Here is a 22,618-nt window from a genome sequence, read left to right on the forward strand (position 1 = left end):
TTTTAAAGGTTCACCTCAATGTGTCTCAATGGCTTTTCGTTGCGTGACTAGCGTATCTCGCGAACTTGGCTGTTTCTTGGTTTCAGCACGTCAAGAGCAAGGTCGATCATGATGAACAAATTGAAGTCATTATTATCTTGGGTTAAATCGGGATCTCCGTGGATCTGGCTTACGGGCGGGGCGGTGAGCATCAGTATGCTTTCTGTTCTTGGCCTTATGTTGTTGATTGGCTGGAAGGGCTTAACCTATTTTTGGCCTGCTCCTTTATATCAATGGCAAGTCGACTCCAAAGACCTATCGTTAGTGGTCGATCTTGACGAAACGGTATCAAAGCAAGATGTATTGATTGGCCAGTTGTATGAACGTAAATACATCCCGATAGAGCAAGTTCCTCAAGTACACGACCTCTTGTCGCCTCAAAATTTGTCGACGGGGCTAATTCAGCGCTTAAGTATCAAAGTCGCCAACAGAGAACTGTATCCTGCGGATTTTGTTTCCATTCTGGATGTCAATTTACGTGAACCAACAACGCCGCTTGATTGGATTGTGATTGAACGAAGTCGAGGTGGTTATTTCTTTGGTAAACCGGTGGGTTTTAAAACCGCTTCTGGCACCTTTGATTCGAACATAGACCAAAAGCTCGAACAAGGCTTGGCGTTCGCTGATACGTTACGTAAAGAAACGTCGCGTGTTGTGAACCAAGAAATCCGTAATATCAGCTGGCAATTGGAAAATCTACGCTTAGAAAAACGTAAGCTTGAACTCAATGAGTCAGTGAGCGATGAATACCTTAAAACCTATACTCAAACTAAACTGGAATTAAATCGCCAGTTAGCGGAAGCCGAAGTAAAGCTTGAGCATCTTAGAACACAGCTCAATGTCGAAAGCTTGTTGGTGGAAGATATGACAGGAGAGCAGGTTGAAATTTCGCTCAGTCATATCTTGGATTATTGGTACCCAAATAATATGTCTTATCTTGAAAAGGTTGGGCATTGGGGCAAACAAGTTTGGAAGTTCTTATCAGAGAACCCACGAGACTCAAACTCTGAAGGTGGGGTGTTTCCTGCCATTTTCGGCACTGTGCTGCTGGTTATTCTCATGTCGATTGTCGTGATGCCACTTGGCGTAGTTGCAGCGATATATCTTCATGAATATGCAAGAAACAACGCACTAACACGTTTGATTCGTATTGCCGTGATTAACTTAGCGGGTGTACCGTCGATTGTGTATGGCGTATTTGGCTTAGGATTCTTTGTGTATACCATCGGTGGCTCAATCGATTCCTTATTTTATGCAGAGCGATTACCCGCTCCGACATTTGGTACACCGGGCCTATTATGGTCTGCTCTGACCTTAGCGGTATTAACATTACCCGTTGTTATTGTAACCACGGAAGAGGGCTTAACGCGTATTCCTAGCTCCGTGAGGCACGGTTCATTAGCGCTTGGGGCTACTCAATTTGAGACGCTTTGGCGCATTGTTTTACCGATGGCAAGCCCTGCGATTATCACCGGTTTGATATTGGCAATCGCGAGAGCTGCGGGGGAAGTGGCTCCATTAATGCTGGTGGGTGTTGTGAAGCTAGCATCAAGCTTGCCTGTAGATGGTCAGTTCCCATATCTACACTTAGAGAGAAAGTTCATGCATTTAGGCTTCCATATCTACGATGTTGGTTTTCAAACATCGAATATCGAAGCGGCGCGCCCTTTAGTGTATGCGACTTCATTTTTATTGGTTACGGTTATCGTTGGACTGAATTTAACCGCTATCAATATCCGTAATAACTTGCGTGAAAAATACCGAACCTTAGGACAAGATTAGATGTTCTCGATTAATGAAACCTTGGGTTACCAAGCACCACTTGATGTACACAACCTGAAGGATGAGCAAATTGCTATCTCGATTGAAGGGCTGAACCTTTATTATAAAGAGAGCCAAGCACTCGATGATATTTCAATGCAGATCCCTAAGGGGCAGGTGACCGCGTTTATCGGTCCATCAGGGTGTGGTAAGTCGACTCTGCTGCGCTGCATTAATCGCATGAACGATCTTGTTGAAGGCTGTAAGGTTTCCGGGAAAGTGAAGCTTCATGGCAAGAATGTGTATCACCCTAAGGTGGATGTCGCGACTTTACGACGCCGTGTTGGTATGGTATTCCAGCGACCGAACCCTTTTCCTAAATCTATCTATGAGAATGTGGTTTATGGTTTGAGGCTACAAGGCGTGAGCAACAGCCGAGATCTGGATGATGCGGTTGAGCGCTCTCTGCGTGCAGCTGCGTTATGGGATGAAGTGAAAGACCGTTTGCATGAGAACGCCTTTGGTTTATCGGGTGGTCAACAGCAGCGTTTGGTTATCGCTCGTGCGGTTGCTATCGAACCTGAAGTGCTTTTATTAGATGAGCCGACCTCGGCACTCGATCCGATTTCTACTTTGACGATTGAAGAGTTGATCAATGAACTGAAGACCCAATACACCGTGGTTATTGTTACTCATAACATGCAACAAGCGGCGCGTGTGAGTGACCATACTGCTTTTATCCATATGGGGAAGTTGATCGAGTACTCAGATACCGATTCGATATTTACTTCGCCATTGAAAAATCAAACGGAAGACTACATTACTGGTAGATATGGCTAACCTCTACAGAGGCGTCATCTAGAGCTAAGTCACTCTACAAAAACGGCTTTATTCATTTCTTTTAAGGAGCTGACATGCATTTTGGTCGCCACATCTCAGGACAGTTTAATGTCGAATTAGAATCTATCCGTACACACGTATTAACCATGGGTGGATTGGTAGAGCAGCAGTTGTCCTTTGCGATGCAAGCTCTGCATAAAGATGACGCGGAACTGGCCAAGAAAGTGATTCGTGATGACCACAAAGTGAATGCGATGGAAGTTTCAATCGATGAAGCATGTACTCGTATTATTGCGAAGCGTCAGCCGACCGCAAAAGATCTGCGTTTGATTATGGCGATTATCAAAACCATTACCGACTTAGAACGTATTGGCGATGTTGCCTCTAAAATTGCTCAAGGCGCGATCGAGATCCCTTCGACCAAAGAGCAAAAATTTCATGTCTCATTAGAGCCTCTTTGTCGGCAGGCAATCACCATGCTTCACCAAGTATTAGATGCGTTTGCTCGTATGGATGTCGATGCTGCGGCAGAAGTACACAAACTTGATGATAAGTTGGATGCGGAATACGAGGCAGTCATTCGTCAGTTAATGACGTATATGATGGAAGATCCTAAGAACATCCCAAATATTTTACAGGTGATGTGGTCAGCTCGTGCGATTGAGCGAGTGGGAGACCGTTGCCAAAATATCTGCGAATACATTATTTACTTTGTGAAGGGTAAAGATGTACGTCACCTAGGCGATCAAAGCCTTGATGACGCACTGAAGTAGGTCGAGCCTTTAAAAGCTAATAATGGCACCAAGATTGAAATTGACCGTCGTGTCGTAAGGCACAAAGGTTTTATTGTGATCAAAGATATTCATATCAACACCTGCACGTAGTCCAAGCATTGGTGTCGCTTGGTACACGTAGGCACCGCCTAGGCTTAAACCATGTGTTGTCTTCTCTTCAACTTCGCCTGAGCGCGTTTTTGTGCCGTCATAGCTTGCCACACCGATTTCAGCCTGAAAGCCGTGGTTTTGGTTTCTTCCAAACATGTTCTGGATACCAACGCGATACGCATCAACCGTTTCATCATATCGATCGCTTTCATACCAAATATGAGAGTAGCTTAGGTAAACGGCACCTAAACTGGCCACATCAGTAATACCCGCCTGTACTCCAAAGCCATGATAAGAACCAATCTTTAGTTCTGGGGATAAATGAATAGCACTTGCTGAAACGGAAGTGGAGAGGACAGAAAGTAAAAGCAGGGAAGTTTTTATCTTCATAAAAATACCTAAAGCAATTAGCCGTCCGTGGCTGCAATGAATTTTGATTTGAGAATTGTTCAAAAGTGAGTCAACTTTGATGAGGTGTTAAAACCCAGCAATTGACTGATTGTAAAAAGCCAGCTTAGACGCTGGCTTTTTCAATCTATTAGAAGCGGTAACCGACAGTCCATGAGAATGTGTCGTAATCTACGTCATCGTAGCTCGCGAATTCAAAGCGCATGTCGGTGTATAGGTGTGGCCCGAATTCAGCTCGACCACCTAGGCCAACAACGAAGCTGGTATCGTTGTATGATTCAGTCCACTTCTTGTCTAGGATGCTAATTGAATTATCTTCACTTTGACGAGCTAGGCCCAGAACACCATAAGGTTTCAAAGAGAAGCCATCTAATTCAAATTTGTAACCGATATCAGCATCAACTTGGAATTTGTAACCATCGATCTCGGCTTTTATACCTTCAACGTTTTCGTCGTCACTGTTCGTTGCGTAAGAAACGTTGATACCTACGATACGGTTAAATTCATAACCATATTCAAGTTTGATACCGTTACCCCAATCAACTGTGTCATCGGTTAGCCAGTCGTCTACCTGAGTTTGGTTGTAACCAATACCCACACGGTGTTGGCCGTCAAAGTTGTTTGCAAGAACTGGAACAGAAAGTAGTGAAGCTGAAATTAGGGTAGTAAGTGCAATTTTCATATTAGTCTCTATTTAGGGTTAACTTAACTGCACGATCCTTCGTAGTTCAGTATCCGTTTTGATAGGGCTAATATTAAATAGTGTTTTATTTTTAGGCTAAGTAGATATTGGTATCTCTATAATAAGCATTACTTATTAACCTGAGTTGATAGTGCTTTTTGTATTAACTCAAATAGCCAATTGGCAATAGGGGAGTTTCTGTTTTTAATATGTAAATGGCAGTAAACAGGAGTTTTGGGAGGCTCGCCATCTATCACAACATCGATTCCGCGTAGGGTTGGGTAATTATCAACGAGGAAAAGATTCGAGTGTGGCATGTACATATCTGTGTGTTGAATGACATCAATGACCGCCATAATTAGCTCACTACGGAAACCAACATTATGTTCAACGGAGAGATCAGTTAGGATATCCGATGCCAAACTATGGTTGTCGTTCCAACCGGGTGTGACTAGTGAAGCGATATCGTAGCCTGCCACATCGTAAGGTGTAACGATTTCTTGCTTTAAAGGGTGGTCTTTTCTTACAAAAATACGCCCTGTTAGTTCAATTAACTTTTTCGTATAAACTTCTTTACTCGTTTTACTGCCAAGGTAACTGATCCCCATCAACACCTCACCTTTCTGAATGTCAGAAACAGAAGCATTGGTCCAAGAGACTAATTCTAGATTCGCATTCGGTGCTTGCTCTCTTATCATTTTAAATAAAGAACCAGATAAACAAGATAGCACGATAGGTGATAGCGCTATTTTGAGTGTGTAATCGATCTCTTTTGGATCAAAAGTATTTGATGTATTGATCGCGACAGATAGACCGTCCATGAACGGCTTTATTTCATTGGTGAGTTGTTCTGAGAAAGCGGTAGGCTGCAAACCTCCATGAACTTTAACGAAAAGGTCATCGTTGAAGTGGTGTCTTAGCTTTTGCAGGGCTTGGCTAACCGCTGGCTGAGAAACGAATAAACGCTCCGCAGCCTTTCTGGTGTTTTGTTCTTGATAAACAATCAGAAATGTTCGTAACAGGTTTAAATCAAGAGAGCTGAATAAGTCTTTAGCCATATCTATCCATGAAAATTTTCTGCGCTATTAAATCTAATATACGTCAGTCAGTTAGATTAGTCAGCGAGGTTCTCTGGATTTGTGTTAGCGACTATTGCCCTAAGCGATGAGAGCGGCTCTCACACTGGATATCTTGCTAGCATCAGTTACTGGTATCTGATAATCATCAATATCATCACTGCCCATTTGAGCGCTTGAGTTGCTTTCCATTAGACTCGGTCTTGTCGATTTACCTGAAAGGTGAAGTGCAGGTACTTGGGTGGTACTTTGAATCATCTTAGCATTCGTTGCATTGACGCCAGCGCCAGCCATGATATCGATTCTGCCATCGGCTTGTTTGACCATATCTGCGAGCACATTGATGCCTTGCTCAGCATTAACAGCAAGCCCTGATGTTAGGATTCTTTCACATCCAAGTGTGATGACCTGTTCTAATGCTGTTTGGTAATCAGAGCTTTGATCAATAGCTCTATGAAACGTCATTCCAAGCTTCAATGAGTGCGCTTTGTCAGCCAGTTGCTGCATTTTTGGCATATCAATACTTCCGTTCGGCGCTAATACACCAAGTACGACTCCATCCAACCCAGCACTTGCACAAGCTTCAATATCTTCAAGCATACAGAGCATATCGTCATTATCGAAAATGAAGTCGCCTTGTCTCGGTCGTATCATAGCGTAGACAGGAGCGGATGAAATTTTTGCCGCTTGCTTCATCATTCCGAAGCTTGGAGTTAACCCGCCAAGTGCCAATGAAGAGCAAAGCTCAATTCGATTCGCGCCACCAGATAGTGCGTTATGTAGAGATTCTAAGTTATCGATACAGACTTCAATTTCGGTGTTCATCATGTTTATCCGTTCAAAAAGATACTGATGAAATCATAGCAATCTAGATACGGATATGAATAGGTGGTCGCAGAGGAAAATAGGGGTAAAGTTTGTTTTTGTAATTACCTCTATTAAATGTTGCAGAGGGAGCTTTGGGGAAATGAAAGGCCGTCGAATAGATATGAAAAAAGCCCGAAGCGTTAACTTCGGGCTTTTAATAGGACTTTACTTCTTAACTGATTGGCGGTGCGCTTTGCGCTATTAGCTTATGCTTTATTTCTCTTTATAGAGAGTCTTCCAACCATTAACCTGAGTTGAGTTCAGGCTTAAGAGGTAATTACTTGCTTAGGTCGTCAGCGTGCTCAGATAGGAACGCAGCAACACCTGTTGGTGATGCGTCCATACCTGCTTTGCCTTCTTCCCATTGTGCAGGACAAACTTCACCGTTCTTCTCATGGAAGTTTAGTGCGTCTACCATGCGTAGCATTTCGTCGATGTTACGACCTAGTGGAAGATCGTTAACTACTTGGTGACGTACAAGGCCGTCAGCGTCGATTAGGAAAGAACCACGGAAAGCAACGCCTGCTTCTGGGTGCTCAACATCGTATGCTTTGCAGATCTCGTGCTTAACGTCAGCAATTAGAGGGTACTTAACTTGACCGATACCGCCATCAGCGATAGCAGTGTTACGCCATGCGTTGTGAGAGAATTGAGAATCGATTGAAACACCGATTACTTCAACGCCTTTAGCTTGGAAATCTTCTAGACGGTTGTCGAAAGCGATTAGCTCTGAAGGACAAACGAAAGTGAAGTCTAGTGGGTAGAAGAAAACTACAGCTTTCTTACCTTTAGTGAATTCTGCGAAGTTGAAGTTATCAACGATCTCACCGTTACCTAGAACAGCTGCTGCAGTAAAGTCAGGGGCTTGACGACCTACTAGTACCATTTGGAATCTCCTAAAAAATTAGTTGGCCCAACACATCTTTGTTTGGGCTCCGTTTCTACGGGACAAACTATAGTACAATCGGTACTATAGAAAAAAGCGAATTAAATAGATTAAGTTAATCGAAAAAAGCGATGAGCCTAATCTTTGCCCAGTCCTTAGGTCTACTGACCTTTACGTAACTTATCCTACTCATATTACAAAGTAATTTCATGAATAAATGGCCAAGTCTAAAGCAGCTTCATTATCTTGTTACCCTTCACGAAACCCGTCACTTTAGCGACGCTGCGGATCGCTGTTTCGTCAGTCAATCTACGCTAAGTAAAGGCATTCAAAACCTCGAAGAGCTGATTGGTTGTCCTCTTTATGAGAAGAAAGATAAAAAGAGCCCATTGGTTTTCACTCAAGCGGGTGAGCTGGTGGTTAAGCACGGTCGAGAGCTATTGGCGAAAGGGCAAGATCTTGTCGAACTTGGAAACTTGTGTAACGGGGACGCGATGCAAGGGCAGCTAAGAGTCGGGTGTATCCCTACCATAGCGCCATTCCTTCTGTGTGATTTGGTTCAAGAAGCCAATCATCGTTTTCCTCAGTTGAACTTACTGTTACGTGAAGACACGACGACTAACTTATTGGCTGCATTACGTCATGGTGAGTTAGATGTATTGATTCTGGCTCTGCCTGTTGATATCGACAACATGGAGAGTAAAGTTGTTGGGCAAGACCCGTTCAGAATGGTGATCAGTCGTAATCAAGCCGATGGCATTCGTGTTCCGATTAAATACGATGACTTGCCAGATGAGTCTGTATTTTTGCTGGAGAACGAGCACTGCTTAACCGAGCACGCGGTATCAGCTTGTAAGTTAACCGACAAAGAGAAGATAAATCCGTTCACCGCCACAAGCCTCCACACATTGGTGCAAATGGTCGCGAACGGTTTAGGTACTACCTTTATTCCGCAGATGGCCATCGATCACGGCTTGCTGGAAAACCAAAACCTAGTGGTGATCGATCCTCCAGGCCAACAGGCATACCGAGATATTGGTCTGGTCTGGCGACCAAGTTCGTCTCGTCTAGAGACATTCCATCAGTTAGCGGATGTGGTTTCTGAACTGCTGTAAAATTTAGAACATTAAACAAAAAGAGCGGCCATTTTAGCCGCTCTTTTTGTTTGTTCATTTGAGAAGAAAAACGCCACAAACTGTGGCGTTGGGAAGCTATCTATAGTGTTAGATTTTGAAAAAGCTCAGTAAGTCTTTTTGCTTAACGGCTAATGAAGAGAGTTCTTCACTTGCCTGTTTGCTCTGTTCAATGCCTGATACATTCTGGTGAACGATATCAAAGGTCAAAGAAACATTTTGTGAAATATCCTGTGTGACTCCTGATTGCTCTTCAGATGCTGTCGCTACTTGTGTATTCATATCTGAAATCAGGCTCACGGATTCAGTTATTGATGCAAATGCAGTTCTAAGCTGTTCGCTGTAATGACGCGACTCTACAGCTAGCGATAGGTTAGATTGCATGAATTGATTGGCATCTTTCGCTTGCGCTTGAAGTCGAGAGATTATCTCTTGAATATCGACAGTTGATTGTTGTGTTTTAGCCGCCAGAGAACGAACTTCATCAGCAACGACAGCAAAACCACGCCCTTGCTCACCAGCTCGTGCGGCCTCAATGGCTGCGTTGAGTGCTAGCAAGTTCGTTTGCTCAGAGATGGAGTTGATCACTTCAATAACAGTACCGATCTCTACCGAGTACTCTTGCAGTTGATTGACGATGTTGGATGTTTCTTCGATTGAGTCTTCAACCTTGCGAGAGATATCATCGGATGCATCGAGTGAAACTCCTCCCTCTTTGACATTGGAAGTTGCACCAGTTGCCGCGTTCTCAGCACTAGCAGCATTATGGCTGACTTCATTCGCCGTACTAGAAAGCTCATTGATGGCTGTTGCTATTTGTTCCATTTGACTCAGTTCTTGTTGAGCGTTCCCCTCGGTTTGGCTCATTACGGCTGTTAACTCAACTGAAGCTGCTGATACATTGTCTGAAATTTGGTGGAATCCATCGATGATGCGACGTAGTTCTTGGCGCATTTCTAAAATGTTGGCGTATATACCCGTCTCTTTACCTGTTACTGGAATCTGTTTTGAAAGATCGCCAGAAGCAACTTCTTCGACAATCGATTGAATCTCGCTAGGTTCACCCCCTACGACTTTCCATACGCTTCGGTAAATTGAGATTGCAATACCAAGAGCGATAGCGATAACAATGACTGAAAGTGCGCCTAAGATAAATTGAGCACTTGAAAATCGTTCAACCATGCTTGGTCCTACAGAGTCTTGTTTTGACTTTGTGGATAGTTTGATTTCCTCAATGGTTTTCGCCGCATTGCTACCTGCAATATCAAGGGTTCCAGAAACGATGTTGTTTCGTTCCTTTATCGTGTTAACAACTTCTGAAAAAGTGACTCGGTAGGTTTTAAAGGCATTATTAAAATCAGCTAAGTATCGAATTTGCTCGTTCGACATTAGTTGAGATTCTATTGTTTCTACAAGCAACGCTGCGGATGCAAATTCTTTTTCTGCTCGCTGAGCATCTTCTGTGTTGTTACTGGTCAGAAATTTAGAAGCATACAATCTTGATAGCAATACGTGTTGTTGAAGTTGTCCTGAACTGACTGCAACCTCTAAATCCTCTTCAGCAGAAGCTTGAGTCATTAAGTTAGTCACTGCTTGTCGCATTTTTAAACCTGATGGGTCTAAGCTCTCTTTTACTAAGTTATTTCTAGTATTGACCAGTTGAACAACCTGGCTAAATCCTTGGCTATACTGTTTAAGCTGCTTCTCTATCGCTAAGAACTCATTTTTATGGAGGTCGTCAAGATGAGCCTCTAACACTTCGTCGATCAATTGAATTGATGTAGTGATGCGCTTGTCCAGTTCTGAAGCATGCGATGCAACAGGGTTCTTTATATATTTTAATGCAGATAAACGAGCTTCCAATATGTTGGCTTGGATTCGCCCTGTGGATACGCTTGTTAATGCTAGGGAACGATAGGTATTAAACCCATCACTCGATTGATAAAAGCGCAATGAAGCAACGATTGAAATAACCAAAATTAGCGCAAGAATTACGCCAAAACCCAAGGACAGCAATTTCTTTAAACTCATAAGTATCATTCCCAGAAAGGCAGTTTGTTTTTATTGTTAACAAATTTTCACACTATCCAAACGATAGATATATCAATAAATCTAATTAGAGCCTTACATTCTCATATATAAGAACAATAAGTGAGGTCGGTTTATTGAGAGGCCTGAACTTTGGAACTGGTCTCTAAGAAGAAATGAGGGCTGTAGTGAGTTTCACAGTGAATATGTGATAGTTGGACATGTAAAGAGCCTTGAGTTGAAAGGCTCTAGGGGGATAGTGGATAACACAACGCTGGTTAACTTTCGACTTCTTCTGGCTCGACTTCTTCTTGTAGCTCTAATAAGTTAATCGCTATCGTGACAAAATCGCTGTCTGTAATAATGCCTATTAGTTCGTGGTTTTCTACGACAGGTAAACAGCCCACTTTGTGTTTCTGCATATAGATAGCTGACTCTTTTAAACCCGCACGCGGCTCTACCGACATAACACTTTTGTGCATGATGTCGTTGAGGGGAGTGGCAAGAGTAAAAGATTGAGCTTGTGGGATGTTTTGTAGGCTGGATTCTTGAGCGGCTAGAACGTCTCGCTGTGTGACGACGCCAAGTAGTTGCCTGTCGGAATCAACGACCGGAATATGGCGGATATCAAGCGCTTCCATCATGTGCTTAGCATCGGCCAGTGAGTGTGAGCGCAATAGGGTATGAGGGTTGCGAGTCATCATATCTTCAACCTTGATCATACGAACCTCCTTCTTTTTTATTTGTTGCTATTACTATAGTTTTTTATCCAAAAAATAACTGAGATCTGACGCATTCTTGGGTGAGTTTTATGCAACTAATTCTTTATTTTGAGGTGGTGAATCAGTAGCATTATTTTACGCCTCTTTACAATAATCCAGTGCTGTAAACCTTGCTATTGCGGCTCGTGTGCCTATACTAGCCCACTGCGAAATTTTTAGTCGTGTTTGTGATGTGTTTCTGGTAACGATTGACTTACCGTAACGATTGATCTGCAACCATGATTTATTATTCGTCAACAGCACAAATCTCATCAACTAAGACAAGACTACAAACATGCAAGTTTCAGATTTTCACTTTGACCTACCAGATGAACTCATTGCTCGCTACCCTCAAGAGGAGCGCACAGCAAGCCGCCTGCTTAAATTAGATGGCAACAGCGGTAACCTAGCTGATGGTTCGTTTAAAGACGTTTTAGACTTGGTTGAGCCAGGCGATCTTGTTGTTTTTAATAACACTCGCGTGATTCCTGCTCGTGTATTCGGTCGCAAGGCCTCAGGCGGTAAGCTTGAAGTGCTAGTGGAGCGTATGCTCGATGAGAAAAGCATTCTTGCGCATGTTCGTTGTTCTAAATCACCGAAGCCGGGCACTAAGTTGTTCCTTGGTGAGAATGATGAGTATGAAGCTGAAATGGTAGCGCGTCATGATGCGTTGTTTGAAATCCATTTCACTTCCGATCAAAGCGTTCTAGAAATTCTTAACAGTGTTGGTCACATGCCACTGCCTCCTTACATCGATCGTCCTGATGAAGATGCAGATAAAGAGCGCTACCAGACTGTCTATAATGAAAAGCCGGGTGCGGTTGCAGCGCCAACAGCAGGCCTTCACTTTGATGACAAGCTAATGGCTGGCATGAAAGAAAAAGGTGTCGAGTTTGCTTACGTGACGCTTCACGTTGGTGCTGGCACGTTCCAGCCGGTAAAAGTAGATAATATTAACGATCACCACATGCACGCAGAGTACGTTGAAGTACCGCAAGAAGTGGTTGATGCGGTTGCAGCAGCAAAAGCTCGCGGCGGACGCATTATCGCTGTCGGTACAACCTCTGTGCGTTCACTAGAAAGTGCGGCTCAAGATGCATTGAAAAATGGCACTGAGTTAGTTCCTTTCTTTGGTGACACAGAAATCTTCATCTTCCCTGGTTATGAATACCAGTTGGTGGATTGCTTGATTACCAATTTCCACTTACCAGAATCAACATTGATCATGTTGGTGAGTGCATTTGCTGGTTATGACAATGTGATGGGCGCATACGATCACGCAGTGAAGAGCGAATACCGTTTCTTCAGCTACGGTGATGCGATGTTCATCAATAAGAAAACGAGCTAATTTTAGCTGGTTATAAACGATATAAGCAGAATTTACGGGTGCTAGCAGTAAGCTAGGAGTCGGGCAGGGTGTCTGTCTAATCTCTCGCAAGGAATACGCGACCGCTCCTCATAGAACTCGCTAGATTGAACTTATGTTTAGCTTAAGGTTCTGAATTATCAGTCAGATTGTTTCTCTGGCATATTGGAGGCTTCGTGAAATTAAAATACGAACTTAAAAAAACAAACAGCGGCGCACGTCGTGGTCAACTTCAGTTTGAACGTGGTAGCGTTGAAACACCAGCATTCATGCCTGTAGGTACTTACGGTACGGTTAAAGGCATGACACCTGAAGAAGTGAAAGACACAGGTGCTGAAATCTTGCTAGGTAATACGTTCCACCTATGGTTACGCCCTGGTCAAGAAATCATGAAACTGCACGGTGACTTGCACGATTTCATGAACTGGAAAGGACCTATCCTGACTGATTCAGGCGGTTTCCAAGTATTCAGCCTAGGTGCGACGCGTAAAATCACTGAAGAGGGTGTTCACTTCCGTAACCCTGTAAACGGTGACAAGATCTTCATGGATGCTGAAAAGTCGATGGAAATCCAAAAGGATCTAGGCTCAGACATCGTAATGATCTTTGACGAATGTACGCCTTACCCTGCGACGCATAAAGAAGCTAAAGACTCAATGGAGATGTCTCTTCGTTGGGCTCAGCGTTCACGCAATCACTTTGATAAGCAAGAAAACCCGAACTCACTATTCGGTATCGTTCAAGGTGGCGTATACGAAGATCTTCGTGACGTATCCGTTAAAGGCTTAACAGAAATTGGTTTTGACGGTTACGCTGTTGGCGGCCTAGCAGTAGGCGAACCAAAAGAAGACATGCACCGTATTCTTGAGCACACATGCCCTCAGCTGCCTGAAGATAAGCCACGTTACCTAATGGGCGTAGGCAAACCTGAAGACTTAGTTGAAGGTGTTCGTCGCGGTATCGACATGTTTGACTGTGTAATGCCAACGCGAAATGCACGTAATGGCCACCTGTTTGTCACTGAAGGTGTGATCAAGATCCGTAATGCGAAGCATAAAACCGATACAACACCACTAGATTCAGATTGTGACTGTTACACTTGTAAGAACTACAGCAAGTCGTACTTGCATCATTTGGATCGTTGTAACGAAATCCTAGGTGCTCGACTGAACACGATTCATAACCTGCGTTTCTACCAACGAATTATGTCAGACATTCGTCAATCTATTGATGAAGACCGTTTTGAAGAGTTCGTTGCTGAGTTCTACGCAAGAATGGGGCGTGAAGTGCCACCGTTAGGTAAAGAATCTTAGTATTTCTTTTTTGCGAGCCCCATCTCTCTTCCGAGAGTTGGGGCTTGAAAATAAAGGGATACAACCCAATTAGACAAACAATTACCAAAATATAATAGAGGATGTTTTTAATGTTTATTTCTCAAGCTCACGCAGCAGTAGAAGGTGCACCAGCAGGCGGCGGTTTCGAAATGCTTATCATGCTAGGTATGTTCGCTGTGATCTTCTACTTCATGATCTACCGCCCACAAGCTAAGCGCGTAAAAGAGCATAAGAGCCTTATGTCTTCTATGGGCAAAGGCGATGAAGTTCTAACAAGCGGCGGTCTAATCGGTAAGATTACTAAGATTGCAGAAGACAGCGACTACGTTGCTATCGAACTGAACGCAAACAACGAAGTTGTTATCAAGAAAGACTTCGTTACAGCAGTGCTACCAAAAGGTACTCTGAAATCACTATAAACAGCTAGAGGATCCTCGCTGTGCTAAACCGTTATCCGTTATGGAAGTATTTGATGGTGGTGTTTGCCATCGCTATCGCCGCGTTGTACGCACTTCCGAATATATACGGTGAAGATCCGGCAGTTCAAGTTACAGGGGCGCGTGGCGCCTCTGTAGATCTGTCTACGCTGGATGCTGTCACCAATGCTCTGGAAGCAGAGAACCTTTCTACTAAATCCGTTGCTCTAGAAAACGGTTCCATTCTTGTTCGCTTTAACGATACAGATACGCAAATTAGTGCCCGTGATATCATCACAGAAGCACTAGGTGATGATGTTATCGTTGCTTTAAACCTTGCGGCTTCAACTCCTGATTGGCTTGAATCTATTGGTGCTGCACCAATGAAACTGGGTCTTGATCTACGTGGTGGTGTTCACTTCTTAATGGAAGTGGATATGGATGCTGCGATGCAAAAGCTCGTTGGCCAACAAGAAGAAGCCTTCCGTAGTGAACTTCGTGAAGAAAAAATTCGTTACCGTGCTATTCGCCCATCGGGTAAAGATGCAGTAGAAGTGATTCTACGTAACGAAGAGCAGCTTGCTGAAGCGAAATCGCTACTGCAATCTAAGCACCAAGATATGACGTTCGTAGATTCAGAATCTAATGGTCGTTTCTCTTTGGTTGCTCGTTTTACAGATGCTCGTCTTCAAGAAATCCGTAACTACGCAGTAGAGCAAAACATTACCATTCTACGTAACCGTGTTAACGAACTTGGTGTTGCTGAACCTTTGGTTCAACGTCAAGGTGCTAGCCGTATCGTAGTGGAATTGCCTGGTGTTCAAGACACGGCGCGCGCTAAAGAAATTCTTGGTGCAACGGCGACACTTGAGTTCCGTGAAGTTGATAGTAGTGCTGACTTAGCCGCTGCCGCTTCTGGTCGTGCCCCTGCGGGTAGCGAAATCAAGCAAGACCGTGATGGTCGCCCTGTGGTACTTAAGAAGCGCGTTATTCTAGGCGGTTCAAGTATTACTGATGCAAGCTCAAGTGTTGATGAATATGGTCGCCCACAAGTTAACATCTCGCTAGATAGCGAAGGTGGTAGCAAGATGTCTACATTCTCTCGTCAGAATATCGGTAAGCTTATGGCTACGGTATTTGCAGAGTATAAAGACAGTGGTCGTAAAACACCTGAAGGTCGAGTGATCTTAAGTAAGCACGAAGAAGTGATTAACCAAGCGACGATTCAATCTGCGCTAGGTCGTAACTTCCGTATTACGGGTATCGACTCAACGGCTGAAGCTCATAACTTGGCACTTTTACTGCGTGCTGGTGCATTGATTGCACCTATCTCGATTGTAGAAGAACGTACGATTGGTCCATCTATGGGTCAACAAAACATCGATATGGGCATCATGGCGATGGTTTGGGGTATGGCTGCAGTAATGTTGTTTACTCTGCTTTACTACCGTACTTTCGGTTTGATTGCGAACGTTGCTCTGATGGCTAACTTGGTGTTGATTATCGGTGTGATGTCGATGATCCCGGGGGCTACTATGACTCTGCCAGGTATTGCCGGTATCGTATTGACGGTTGGTATGGCGGTCGATGCCAACGTACTTATCTTTGAGCGTATACGTGAAGAACTTCGAGATGGACGCAGTCCACAACAAGCGATTCACCAAGGTTATGCGAACGCATTTAGCACCATCGCCGATGCCAATATCACCACACTACTAACAGCAATCATTCTATTTGCTGTAGGTACAGGTGCAATTAAAGGCTTCGCGGTAACGCTGTCTATCGGTATCTTAACTTCAATGTTTACAGCTATTGTCGGAACACGTTGTATCGTGAACCTGATGTATGGCGGCAAACGCGTTAAGAAACTGTCGATCTAAGGCTAGGAATTAATATGTTTCAGATTCTAAAAGCAGAAAAAATGATCGACTTTATGCGTTGGTCAAAGGTTGCCTTTTTATTCTCAATCTTGATGATTGGTACTGCCATCTTTACCTTAACAACGAAATCGTTGAATTGGGGTCTAGATTTTACCGGTGGTACTCTGATTGAAGTGGGTTTTGAGCAACCAGCAAACCTACCTGATATCCGTAGTGCACTAGAAGCGGAAGGTTTCGGTGATGCAACGGTACAGAACTTTGGTTCTGCACGTGAGGTCATGGTTCGTTTACGTCCACGTGACGGTGTTGCTGGCGAAACACTTGGTAACCAGATCCTGTCTGCAATTAAAGATGGTACTGGTGAGCAAGTTGAGATGCGTCGTATCGAGTTCGTTGGCCCTAATGTGGGTGACGAGCTAACAGAAGCGGGTGGCCTTGCTATCCTTGTTTCTCTGATCTGTATCTTGATCTATGTGTCAGTGCGATTCGAATGGCGTTTGGCAGCAGGTGCGGTATTAGCACTGGCGCACGACGTTATTATCACACTGGGTGTGTTCTCTCTAATGCAAATTGAGGTGGATCTTACCATCGTAGCAGCCTTGCTAACGGTAGTCGGTTATTCCCTCAACGATACCATAGTCGTGTTTGACCGTATTCGTGAGAACTTCCGTAAGATGCGTAAGGGTGAAGCACCCGAAGTACTGAACAGCTCAATCACACAAACATTGAGCCGTACATTGATTACTTCTGGTACAACGTTATTCGTAGTTATCGCGCTGTTCGCTCAGGGCGGTGCTATGATTCACGGCTTCGCAACTGCACTTCTATTGGGTATTACCGTTGGTACTTATTCTTCTATCTACGTTGCATCTGCACTCGCTATGAAGTTGGGTATTACGCGTGAACACCTAATGCCACCACAAGTGGATAAAGAAGGTGAAGAGTTTGACGAAATGCCTTAGGCCTTGGCTTAACAATTTTCGCTGAACCAAAAAAACCGCTAGGCAACTAGCGGTTTTTTTACATCTGTATTCTGTCGATAAGCTTGTCGCAACTTGTTGGCGAAGTGCGTTGTGCTCGTCGCAAACTAACCGCCATCTTGCTCGTATCTCGTATCTCGTATCTCGTATCGCAGATACAAAAAAGCCCCGCAATAGCGAGGCTTTGAAAATCTTCTGCTCTTAATTAAAGAGCATTAACGTAAGGTCTGAATTACTTCAGCATACCTTCGTTAGAGTTCTCACGAACGTGCTTAAGAATAGACTTAACACCACGTGCGCTTGAAGCAACAACATTACCAGACGTCATGTAATCAGTACCGCCAGCAAAGTCAGTCATGATAGCGCCAGCTTCACGAGCGATTAGATCGCCAGCTGCTAGATCCCATGGCTTAAGGCCTAGTTCTAGGTAACCGTCGACACGGCCAGCCGCTAGATAACATAGGTCAAGTGCTGGAGAGCCAGTACGACGGAAGTCCGCACAATCAACGAATAGACCAGAGATGATCTTCATGAAAGATTCAGAGTGCTGTTTTTGCTTGAATGGGAAACCAGTCGCTAGAACAGTACCTTGAAGGTCTTTAAGTTGAGTAACACGCATACGAGCGTTGTTAAGTTGAGCGCCAGAGCCACGTTGAGCTGTGAATAGCTCGTTTAGCATTGGGTCATAAACACAAGCAACTTCTGTACGACCGTTCATACGAACAGCAATAGATACAGAGAAGTGAGGGAAACCTTTTACAAAGTTGTTGGTGCCATCTAGTGGGTCAACGATCCATTGTACGTCAGAATCTTTACCTTCAGTCAGGCCTGACTCTTCAGAAATAATGCTGTGCTCTGGGTAAGATGATTTGATTGTCTCAATAATCATGTACTCAGCTTCTTGAGCAATGTTAGTAACGTAATCGTTGTTACCTTTTAGAGACGATTCGATCTTATCAGTTGTTTCTAGAGATTTAGCAATATGGTTGCCAGCTTTACGCGCAGCGCGTATCGCAATGTTTAGCATTGGATGCATAGGTTTTTCCCACAAGATGTTAAAGAACAATTTAAAGCGGCGGCGAGTATACCAAATTTTTTGCAAAAGGGAAGTGGTTGTTTTTTGAACTCTTGAATTCACATTACGAGAAGGGTCTGACCATTTTACTTAGCTATGTGTTAATATCTCGCGATTATTTTTAAAGTGGTGTCATATAGCATGTTAGACAATGTAAAAGTCGTTCTGGTTGGTACGTCTCATTCGGGAAATATCGGATCAGCAGCTCGCGCAATGAAAGTGATGGGTTTGAGTCAATTAGTTCTTGTAGACCCTCAATGTGAAGTTGACGAGCAGACCTTAGCACTGGCTGCGGGTGCTGGTGACATCGCAGAAAACGCGACCATTGTGTCTACATTGGATGAAGCAGTAAAAGACTGTGGTTTGGTGGTTGGTTCAAGTGCTCGTTCAAGAACGCTTGAATGGCCAATGCTAGAGCCTCGTGAGTGCGGACAAAAGTTTGCCGTTGAAGGTCAAAAGCACCCAGTCGCATTAGTCTTCGGCCGTGAGCGCACTGGCTTGACTAACGATGAGCTTCAGAAGTGCCACTTCCATGTATGTATCCCAGCCAACCCTGAGTACAGTTCATTGAACCTAGCGATGGCCGTTCAAACGCTAAGCTATGAAGTTCGCGTGGCACACCTTGATATGGTTGCGAGCCAATATCAGCCACAGCAACAAGATGAGTACCCACGTCACGAAGAACTAGAAATGTTCTATGAACACCTTGAAAAAGTGATCATTGATACCCAATTTATCTCTAAGGATAAACCGGGTCAGGTGATGAACAAGCTACGTCGTCTGTTCAGCCGAGCTCGTCCTGAACTGCAAGAGATCAATACTCTACGTGGTATTTTGACTTCAATTGAGAAGAGCAAAAACGACAAATCAAACCCACTCTGCTTGTAGGGATGAATACCTGACTAAAATAGTCAACTAAATACTTGACCAATTTAGTCGGGTATGGGAAAATTCCAACCACATAAACAATGTGGATACGGTGTGATATGAAACTTACATCTAAAGGAAGATATGCGGTAACAGCTATGCTAGATGTAGCACTGCATTCGCAAAAGAGCCCAGTTCCTCTGGCTGACATTTCAGAGCGACAAGGCATCTCGTTATCTTACTTAGAACAACTATTTTCTAAGTTACGTAAAGCTGGCTTAGTTGCTAGTGTTCGTGGTCCTGGCGGTGGTTACCGTTTAGGTGCTGAAGCGAGCGACATCGCTGTCGGAACTGTGATTGCAGCAGTAGACGAATCAGTGGACGCAACTAAGTGTCACGGTCGAGCAGACTGCCAAGGTGGTAGTCGTTGTTTAACTCACACTTTATGGCGTGATTTAAGCTCCCGAATCAGCAGCTTCTTAAACGACATTACGCTCGGTGAGCTAATGAAAGATAACGAAGTTTTACAGATTTCTGATCGTCAAGATATCGATCTTGCGGTTAATAATGGTTTTGCACATAAAAATACGAGCACTACAACGATTAGTGCAGCACCTCACGGTGTTAATGCCCGCTCTTAGCGGTCAGTTTTTACATTGGAGTAGAAAATGAAACTGCCTATTTACTTTGACTATTCAGCTACATGCCCAGTCGATCCACGTGTTGCTGAAAAAATGGTTCAGTGCATGACGATGGACGGTAACTTCGGTAACCCTGCATCTCGTTCACACCGTTACGGCTGGCAGGCAGAAGAATCAGTAGATAATGCTCGTGAGCAAATTGCCGATCTACTAAATGCAGACCCACGTGAAATTGTTTTCACGTCAGGTGCTACAGAGTCAGACAACCTTGCTATCAAAGGTGCAGCGCACTTTTACGAGAAGAAAGGTAAGCACGTAATCACGTGTAAAACAGAACACAAAGCGGTTCTTGACCCATGTCGCCAACTAGAGCGTGAAGGTTTTGAGGTAACTTACCTTGAGCCAGAAGCAAACGGCATCATTGATCTAGACAAGCTACAGTCTGCAATGCGTGAAGATACTGTTTTAGTTTCTATCATGCACGTTAACAACGAGATTGGTGTAATCCAAGATATCGGTGCAATCGGCGAGTTATGTCGTGCACGCAAGATCATCTTCCACGTTGATGCGGCGCAGTCTGCGGGTAAAATCCCACTAGACGTAAAAGAGATGAAAGTTGATCTTATCTCTATGTCTGCACACAAAGCATACGGCCCTAAAGGCATCGGCGCTTTGTACGTTCGTCGTAAGCCACGTATTCGCCTTGAAGCGCAAATGCACGGTGGCGGTCATGAACGTGGTTTCCGTTCTGGTACGCTTGCTACTCACCAAATCGTGGGTATGGGCGAAGCGTTTGCTATCGCTAAACAAGACATGCAGAAAGATTACGATCACGCACTAGCACTTCGTGAGCGCCTATTGAAAGGTGTTCAAGATCTAGAAGCAGTAACCGTAAACGGCGACTTAGACCAACGTGTACCACACAACCTAAACGTGAGCTTTGCTTTCGTTGAAGGTGAATCTCTGCTTATGTCTCTTAAAGACCTAGCAGTATCATCAGGTTCTGCATGTACATCAGCAAGCCTAGAGCCTTCATACGTTTTACGTGCTCTTGGCCTGAACGATGAACTGGCACACAGCTCAGTACGTTTCTCATTCGGCCGTTTTACAACGGAAGAAGAAATCGACTACGCGATTGCACAAATTCGTGTAGCGGTAAATAAATTACGCGACATGTCTCCTCTATGGGATATGTATAAAGAAGGGATTGATTTGAACACTGTTGAGTGGGCTCATCACTAATCTCACGGAAATAGAGGATTCGAGGTAACTATCATGGCATATAGCGAAAAAGTAATTGATCACTACGAAAACCCACGTAACGTAGGTTCGTTTGATAAAGAAGACCCAAGTGTAGGTAGCGGCATGGTTGGCGCTCCAGCTTGTGGTGACGTAATGAAACTGCAAATCAAAGTATCTGCAGAAGGTATTATTGAAGACGCAAAATTCAAGACTTACGGTTGCGGTAGCGCAATCGCTTCTAGCTCACTAGTAACTGAGTGGGTTAAAGGTAAAAGTATTGATGAAGCCGCTGCAATCAAAAACTCTGAAATCGCAGAAGAGCTTGAGTTGCCACCAGTGAAAGTTCACTGTTCAATTCTTGCTGAAGATGCAATTAAAGCAGCGGTTGCGGATTACAAAAAGAAGCACTAATCGCTTCAATACCGTAATTACGTCGAAAAAATAAGTAATATTTGGGAGCACCCTTTGTGCTCCCACCTGAGTTCTCAATTTATATAAAACACAAGGTTGTAGTATGGCCATCACCATGACAGATACGGCAGCAAGCCGAGTTCAAGCTTTCCTAGATAACCGTGGTAAAGGTCTCGGATTACGCTTAGCAGTAAAAACTACTGGCTGTTCGGGTATGGCGTATGTACTGGAATTCGTTGATGAGCTTAACGAAGAAGACGAAGTGTTTGAGCATTCAGGTGTTAAGGTCATCATTGATCCAAAGAGCCTAGTATACCTAGATGGTACTGAGCTTGATTATGTAAAAGAAGGCCTAAACGAAGGTTTTGAATTCAACAACCCGAACGCGAAAGGCGAATGTGGTTGTGGTGAGAGCTTCAATGTTTAAACGCTTGAATCGTTAAGCGTTGTAAGCGAAGAATAAAATTAGGCTCTGAACAAAGAGCCTAAACTTAGGACCACCTTTACATGAATCATTTCGAATTATTTGGGCTACCACTTCAGTTTCAACTGGATGGTAGCCTTCTTTCTTCTCAATTTAGAGATCTGCAACGCCAATTCCATCCTGATAAATTTGCGATAGCTTCTGAGCGAGATCGCTTATTAGCCGTGCAAAAAGCGGCACAAATCAATGATGCGTACCAGGTATTGAAGAATCCAATCAGCCGAGCAGAATACCTGCTGGTTCAACACGGTGAAGACATTCGTGGCGAACAACAGACCATGCAAGATCCGATGTTCCTGATGGAGCAGATGGAATTGCGTGAAGAGCTGGAAGACATCGCAGACAGTTCTGATCCCGAAGATGCGCTATTTGCATTTGAAGGCAAGGTTAGCAAAATGTATAAACAACAATTAAGCGCTATCCAACAAGAACTCGAAAGCGAAGCTTGGCTTGAAGCTGCAGACCGAGTAAGAAAGCTTAAGTTTATTGCAAAATTAAAGAATGAAATCGAATTAGTTGAAGATCGTTTGATCGGCTAGTTTGTATAACAAGGACAC

Annotated in this window: 23 protein-coding genes; 15 read left to right on the plus strand and 8 right to left on the minus strand. The window is 43.9% G+C overall.

Annotated elements, in window-relative coordinates; translation table 11 throughout:
* The first annotated feature begins 111 nt into the window (after positions 1-111).
* The 3 genes from pstA to phoU all read left to right on the plus strand — a co-directional run bounded on the left by pstA (position 112) and on the right by phoU (position 3,413).
* Positions 112-1,821: a phosphate ABC transporter permease PstA gene (gene pstA, locus AACR09_RS00075; RefSeq protein ID WP_004735070.1), complete on the plus strand. Its 1,710-nt coding sequence runs from the start codon at positions 112-114 to the stop codon at positions 1,819-1,821.
* Positions 1,822-2,640, plus strand: coding sequence for a phosphate ABC transporter ATP-binding protein PstB (gene pstB / locus AACR09_RS00080; protein ID WP_004735071.1), 819 nt, complete (start codon positions 1,822-1,824; stop codon positions 2,638-2,640). It abuts the gene before it with no gap.
* 74 nt (positions 2,641-2,714) lie between these two features.
* The gene (gene phoU, locus AACR09_RS00085) at positions 2,715-3,413 is read left to right on the plus strand and encodes a phosphate signaling complex protein PhoU (RefSeq protein ID WP_004735072.1); all 699 of its coding nucleotides are present in this window, start codon (positions 2,715-2,717) and stop codon (positions 3,411-3,413) included.
* A 9-nt stretch (positions 3,414-3,422) separates the two neighbouring features.
* On the opposite strand, the gene AACR09_RS00090 is transcribed toward phoU, so the two are convergent.
* The 5 genes from AACR09_RS00090 to AACR09_RS00110 all read right to left on the minus strand — a co-directional run bounded on the left by AACR09_RS00090 (position 3,423) and on the right by AACR09_RS00110 (position 7,443).
* On the minus strand, positions 3,423-3,914 hold the full coding sequence (locus AACR09_RS00090) for a hypothetical protein (RefSeq protein ID WP_017090962.1): 492 nt from the start codon (positions 3,912-3,914) through the stop codon (positions 3,423-3,425).
* A gap of 148 nt (positions 3,915-4,062) precedes the next feature.
* The gene (locus AACR09_RS00095; protein WP_102537829.1) at positions 4,063-4,614 is read right to left on the minus strand and encodes a porin family protein; all 552 of its coding nucleotides are present in this window, start codon (positions 4,612-4,614) and stop codon (positions 4,063-4,065) included.
* A 128-nt stretch (positions 4,615-4,742) separates the two neighbouring features.
* Positions 4,743-5,672: a LysR family transcriptional regulator gene (locus AACR09_RS00100; protein WP_193835844.1), complete on the minus strand. Its 930-nt coding sequence runs from the start codon at positions 5,670-5,672 to the stop codon at positions 4,743-4,745.
* 99 nt (positions 5,673-5,771) lie between these two features.
* Positions 5,772-6,515 carry a copper homeostasis protein CutC gene (locus tag AACR09_RS00105; protein ID WP_193835893.1) on the minus strand — a complete coding sequence of 248 codons (744 nt, stop codon included), beginning with the start codon at positions 6,513-6,515 and terminating at the stop codon, positions 5,772-5,774.
* A 319-nt stretch (positions 6,516-6,834) separates the two neighbouring features.
* The gene (locus AACR09_RS00110) at positions 6,835-7,443 is read right to left on the minus strand and encodes a peroxiredoxin C (RefSeq protein ID WP_004735077.1); all 609 of its coding nucleotides are present in this window, start codon (positions 7,441-7,443) and stop codon (positions 6,835-6,837) included.
* 209 nt (positions 7,444-7,652) lie between these two features.
* On the opposite strand from AACR09_RS00110, the gene AACR09_RS00115 reads away from it, so the two are divergent.
* On the plus strand, positions 7,653-8,558 hold the full coding sequence (locus AACR09_RS00115; protein ID WP_004735078.1) for a hydrogen peroxide-inducible genes activator: 906 nt from the start codon (positions 7,653-7,655) through the stop codon (positions 8,556-8,558).
* A 108-nt stretch (positions 8,559-8,666) separates the two neighbouring features.
* Here AACR09_RS00115 and AACR09_RS00120 read toward each other — a convergent pair whose 3' ends face one another.
* Together AACR09_RS00120 and AACR09_RS00125 are read right to left on the minus strand one after the other, a co-directional pair.
* Positions 8,667-10,607, minus strand: coding sequence for a HAMP domain-containing methyl-accepting chemotaxis protein (locus tag AACR09_RS00120; protein ID WP_102534622.1), 1,941 nt, complete (start codon positions 10,605-10,607; stop codon positions 8,667-8,669).
* 275 nt (positions 10,608-10,882) lie between these two features.
* Complete coding sequence (locus AACR09_RS00125) at positions 10,883-11,326, minus strand: CBS domain-containing protein (protein WP_017095409.1); 444 nt, start codon at positions 11,324-11,326, stop codon at positions 10,883-10,885.
* A gap of 334 nt (positions 11,327-11,660) precedes the next feature.
* Here AACR09_RS00125 and queA point away from each other — a divergent pair, with 334 nt between their 5' ends.
* The 5 genes from queA to secF all read left to right on the plus strand — a co-directional run bounded on the left by queA (position 11,661) and on the right by secF (position 17,323).
* Positions 11,661-12,713 (plus strand): tRNA preQ1(34) S-adenosylmethionine ribosyltransferase-isomerase QueA, encoded by a 1,053-nt coding sequence (gene queA, locus AACR09_RS00130; RefSeq protein WP_017092445.1) that lies wholly within the window; start codon positions 11,661-11,663, stop codon positions 12,711-12,713.
* A 194-nt stretch (positions 12,714-12,907) separates the two neighbouring features.
* Positions 12,908-14,044, plus strand: coding sequence for a tRNA guanosine(34) transglycosylase Tgt (gene tgt / locus AACR09_RS00135; RefSeq protein ID WP_004735086.1), 1,137 nt, complete (start codon positions 12,908-12,910; stop codon positions 14,042-14,044).
* 110 nt (positions 14,045-14,154) lie between these two features.
* Positions 14,155-14,484 (plus strand): preprotein translocase subunit YajC, encoded by a 330-nt coding sequence (gene yajC, locus AACR09_RS00140; protein ID WP_004735087.1) that lies wholly within the window; start codon positions 14,155-14,157, stop codon positions 14,482-14,484.
* A 20-nt stretch (positions 14,485-14,504) separates the two neighbouring features.
* Complete coding sequence (secD, locus tag AACR09_RS00145; RefSeq protein WP_004735088.1) at positions 14,505-16,361, plus strand: protein translocase subunit SecD; 1,857 nt, start codon at positions 14,505-14,507, stop codon at positions 16,359-16,361.
* A gap of 14 nt (positions 16,362-16,375) precedes the next feature.
* The gene (gene secF / locus AACR09_RS00150; protein ID WP_004735089.1) at positions 16,376-17,323 is read left to right on the plus strand and encodes a protein translocase subunit SecF; all 948 of its coding nucleotides are present in this window, start codon (positions 16,376-16,378) and stop codon (positions 17,321-17,323) included.
* A 250-nt stretch (positions 17,324-17,573) separates the two neighbouring features.
* On the opposite strand, the gene suhB is transcribed toward secF, so the two are convergent.
* The gene (gene suhB, locus AACR09_RS00155) at positions 17,574-18,377 is read right to left on the minus strand and encodes an inositol-1-monophosphatase (RefSeq protein WP_004735090.1); all 804 of its coding nucleotides are present in this window, start codon (positions 18,375-18,377) and stop codon (positions 17,574-17,576) included.
* Positions 18,378-18,557: 180 nt separating this feature from the next.
* Here suhB and trmJ point away from each other — a divergent pair, with 180 nt between their 5' ends.
* The 6 genes from trmJ (at position 18,558) to hscB (ending at position 22,600) form a co-directional block, all read left to right on the plus strand.
* Entirely contained in the window at positions 18,558-19,304 is a 747-nt protein-coding gene (gene trmJ / locus AACR09_RS00160; RefSeq protein ID WP_193835845.1) for a tRNA (cytosine(32)/uridine(32)-2'-O)-methyltransferase TrmJ, read from the plus strand.
* A 98-nt stretch (positions 19,305-19,402) separates the two neighbouring features.
* The gene (gene iscR / locus AACR09_RS00165; RefSeq protein WP_017079865.1) at positions 19,403-19,924 is read left to right on the plus strand and encodes a Fe-S cluster assembly transcriptional regulator IscR; all 522 of its coding nucleotides are present in this window, start codon (positions 19,403-19,405) and stop codon (positions 19,922-19,924) included.
* Positions 19,925-19,951: 27 nt separating this feature from the next.
* A complete protein-coding gene (locus AACR09_RS00170; RefSeq protein WP_004735093.1) occupies positions 19,952-21,166 on the plus strand; it encodes an IscS subfamily cysteine desulfurase in 1,215 nt (404 codons plus the stop codon).
* A gap of 33 nt (positions 21,167-21,199) precedes the next feature.
* Positions 21,200-21,577: a Fe-S cluster assembly scaffold IscU gene (gene iscU, locus AACR09_RS00175; protein ID WP_004735094.1), complete on the plus strand. Its 378-nt coding sequence runs from the start codon at positions 21,200-21,202 to the stop codon at positions 21,575-21,577.
* Between the two features lie 103 nt (positions 21,578-21,680).
* Positions 21,681-22,004 carry an iron-sulfur cluster assembly protein IscA gene (iscA, locus tag AACR09_RS00180; protein WP_004735095.1) on the plus strand — a complete coding sequence of 108 codons (324 nt, stop codon included), beginning with the start codon at positions 21,681-21,683 and terminating at the stop codon, positions 22,002-22,004.
* An 80-nt stretch (positions 22,005-22,084) separates the two neighbouring features.
* Complete coding sequence (gene hscB / locus AACR09_RS00185) at positions 22,085-22,600, plus strand: co-chaperone HscB (protein WP_009848288.1); 516 nt, start codon at positions 22,085-22,087, stop codon at positions 22,598-22,600.
* Positions 22,601-22,618 lie beyond the last annotated feature (18 nt).

Origin of the sequence: Vibrio sp. OPT20 (assembly GCF_963889365.1) — a bacterium.
Taxonomy (GTDB): Bacteria; Pseudomonadota; Gammaproteobacteria; order Enterobacterales; family Vibrionaceae; genus Vibrio; species Vibrio splendidus.